The sequence below is a fragment of the Microcystis sp. LE19-195.1E genome (assembly GCF_027532095.1).
Classification (GTDB): Bacteria; Cyanobacteriota; Cyanobacteriia; order Cyanobacteriales; family Microcystaceae; genus Microcystis; species Microcystis aeruginosa.
Genome location: NZ_JAPZSZ010000130.1, coordinates 1 through 2,231, shown reverse-complemented (window position 1 = coordinate 2,231; position 2,231 = coordinate 1). Strand labels below are relative to the sequence as shown.

Sequence of the window (2,231 nt, the reverse complement as noted above, 5' to 3'; positions counted from 1 at the left end):
GTAGCGGTAAATCCACAATACACTAGCCAACAATGTTCTGATTGTGGCAATATCGTCAAGAAAACATTATCTGTAAGAACACATATTTGTTCTTGTGGGTGTGTCTTGGATAGAGACGAAAACGCCGCTATAAACATTCTCGCACGGGCAAATACTGTCGGGCGGACAGAAATTCAAGCCCTCGGACAGACTACCCACTGTCTATTAGGTGAAAGCTTAGTAGATAAGGTAACTGGATGAACAGGGAATCCCGAAGCGCTTAGTGCGATGGGAGCGTCAATATCCTATCTCGATCCGCTTCCCCTTGGCTGAAGGGAATTTTTAGAATCTCTTTCGATTTTGCGACCGATCCCCTTGTTAATCTAATACGATAAAAAGACTCTCTTTGGCCAAAAGCTCGATTTTTTGGCCAGCAAATCGGAATTATGGGGGCAAAGTTCCTAAAAACCTGTCCTTGATTCCCGCAATCCCTGTACCCTATCACTACCAGAACATGATTTTATCTTTCTTGGAGACAAATAAAATTTCTGACGATAATACACCTTGGTGGCTGAAAATTACCTCCCTTTCCCCCCACTGTATTTACTATTTTGGTCCCTTTGCTTCTTTTGAGGAAGCACAACAGCATCAGGGGGGTTATCTACAAGATATAGAGTCCGAAGGAGCGCAAGGAATCAGTCTTTCGATCGAGCGGAGTAATCCCCGTTATTTGACCGTTTTTGACGATGGAAATCAGGATCTAGCTAAAACTTTGACTTCCCATGCTCGAACCTTTTCTCGCTTTATTTCTTAAGTCTCCCTGTCCTCTTTGTCAACGGCAGAGCGAGCGAGAGCTTTGCCGTGATTGTGGGCGACAATTACAGTCCTATCGTCAGAATAACCCGCTTTTTCTCTGGCGTGGTTCTATTCCCCTGTTTATCTGGGGACGATATGAAGGTAAATTAAAACAGGCGATCGCTAAAATGAAATATGATCGCCATCCCGCTCTCGGCTCTTTGCTAGGCAGTTGCATGGGGGAAACTTGGCTCCTTCGTCCTCCCCTCACCGATAAACGTTTGACGGTGATTCCTATCCCTCTCCATCCAGAAAGATTAAGGGAAAGGGGTTTTAATCAAGCAGAAGTCATTGGCGAGGGTTTTTGTCGTTTAACCGGTTATCCTCTGGCTAGTCGCGGATTAATTCGGATTAAGAACACGGCAGCCTTATTTAGTCTGGCAGCCGAGGAAAGAAAAAAGACGATGCAAGCGGCTTTTCAACTGGGGAAAAATTTACCGAAATCAGTGCCGATTCTCTTAATTGATGATATTTATACCACGGGAACCACGATTGAGGAGGCTGTGCAGGTTTTACAAACAGAGGGGTATCGGGTAGTCGGTGCGATCGCTCTTGCCAGTTCCAAAATTAGCTAAAATGCCCAGACGGAATCGGTCTAGGCATTTTAGGATTTTAAATTAAGTCCGTTTGATCTTGTCGTATTGACTGATGAAAATCAAACCGATAGTAGCAGGGATCAGGACGATAGCCGCACCTAAAACAAGGCTCCAGAGAAAGTTAGCTAAAGAGGGTGTCATGATAGATAAATCCTTTGTCATATTTTCAAAGACTTAGTTTTTTATCTTATCACCTTGGGCGAGAAGACCTCCAGTTCCACGACCAGATAGATGCGATCGCAGGTTTTATATGTCTTCAATCCCTCAAGATAAAGTCTCCCTTGACTTCTCAAGGGGATAGGGATGTTTGACAATAGGTGATAGTTACAAAACTTTAAACTAGATTGGCAAAGATTTTTATGGCTACTGACGATCGCAAACGGCGCATTCTCGATCATCTCTCCAGAAGTACCAGTGGTGCTGACTATATTCCCAAAAAACCGCTGCCAATTGTGGAAACTCCTCCGGTGGCAGCGGAACCCGTGGCAGCGCCGCCGCCAGTAACTCCTTCACCGGAATTAACTGCTAAAGAGCGCAAAAGAAAGATAATGTCCCATCTTTCCATGAGTAGCGAAGATTTTGGCGAAATTACTAGCACTGCCCCCGAAGAAAAGCGTAAACGCCAAATTAATGACCATCTGCGCCAAAGCCAAGGATAAATAGGGTCTGCTGAAAAAGTTTGTTGGTGGGGGCAGGGTGTGGGGTGTGGGGTGTGGGGTGTAGGGTTTTACCGATTTTGAGGTAGTCAGTTACCTAATTTTCAGGGAAAAAGTACCTGAATTTTACCCCCGATCCCTCCAA

Annotated in this window: 5 protein-coding genes; 4 read left to right on the top strand and 1 reads right to left on the bottom strand. The window is 44.9% G+C overall.

Annotated elements, in window-relative coordinates; translation table 11 throughout:
* The 3 genes from O9300_RS07805 to O9300_RS07795 all read left to right on the top strand — a co-directional run.
* Positions 1-240: zinc ribbon domain-containing protein (locus O9300_RS07805; protein ID WP_287971101.1), on the top strand; the 240-nt coding region annotated here is incomplete at its 5' end.
* Between the two features lie 253 nt (positions 241-493).
* The gene (locus O9300_RS07800) at positions 494-793 is read left to right on the top strand and encodes a DUF1816 domain-containing protein (protein ID WP_061432767.1); all 300 of its coding nucleotides are present in this window, start codon (positions 494-496) and stop codon (positions 791-793) included.
* Positions 762-1,409 carry a ComF family protein gene (locus O9300_RS07795; protein ID WP_002759075.1) on the top strand — a complete coding sequence of 216 codons (648 nt, stop codon included), beginning with the start codon at positions 762-764 and terminating at the stop codon, positions 1,407-1,409. The genes O9300_RS07800 and O9300_RS07795 overlap by 32 nt, the downstream gene beginning before the upstream one ends.
* A 42-nt stretch (positions 1,410-1,451) precedes the next feature.
* Here the strand turns inward: O9300_RS07795 and psbX are convergent, their stop codons facing one another.
* Positions 1,452-1,571 (bottom strand): photosystem II reaction center X protein, encoded by a 120-nt coding sequence (gene psbX / locus O9300_RS07790; protein WP_002759073.1) that lies wholly within the window; start codon positions 1,569-1,571, stop codon positions 1,452-1,454.
* 218 nt (positions 1,572-1,789) lie between these two features.
* Between psbX and O9300_RS07785 the strand changes: the two genes are divergently transcribed.
* On the top strand, positions 1,790-2,089 hold the full coding sequence (locus O9300_RS07785; RefSeq protein WP_079209413.1) for a hypothetical protein: 300 nt from the start codon (positions 1,790-1,792) through the stop codon (positions 2,087-2,089).
* Positions 2,090-2,231: the final 142 nt, after the last annotated feature.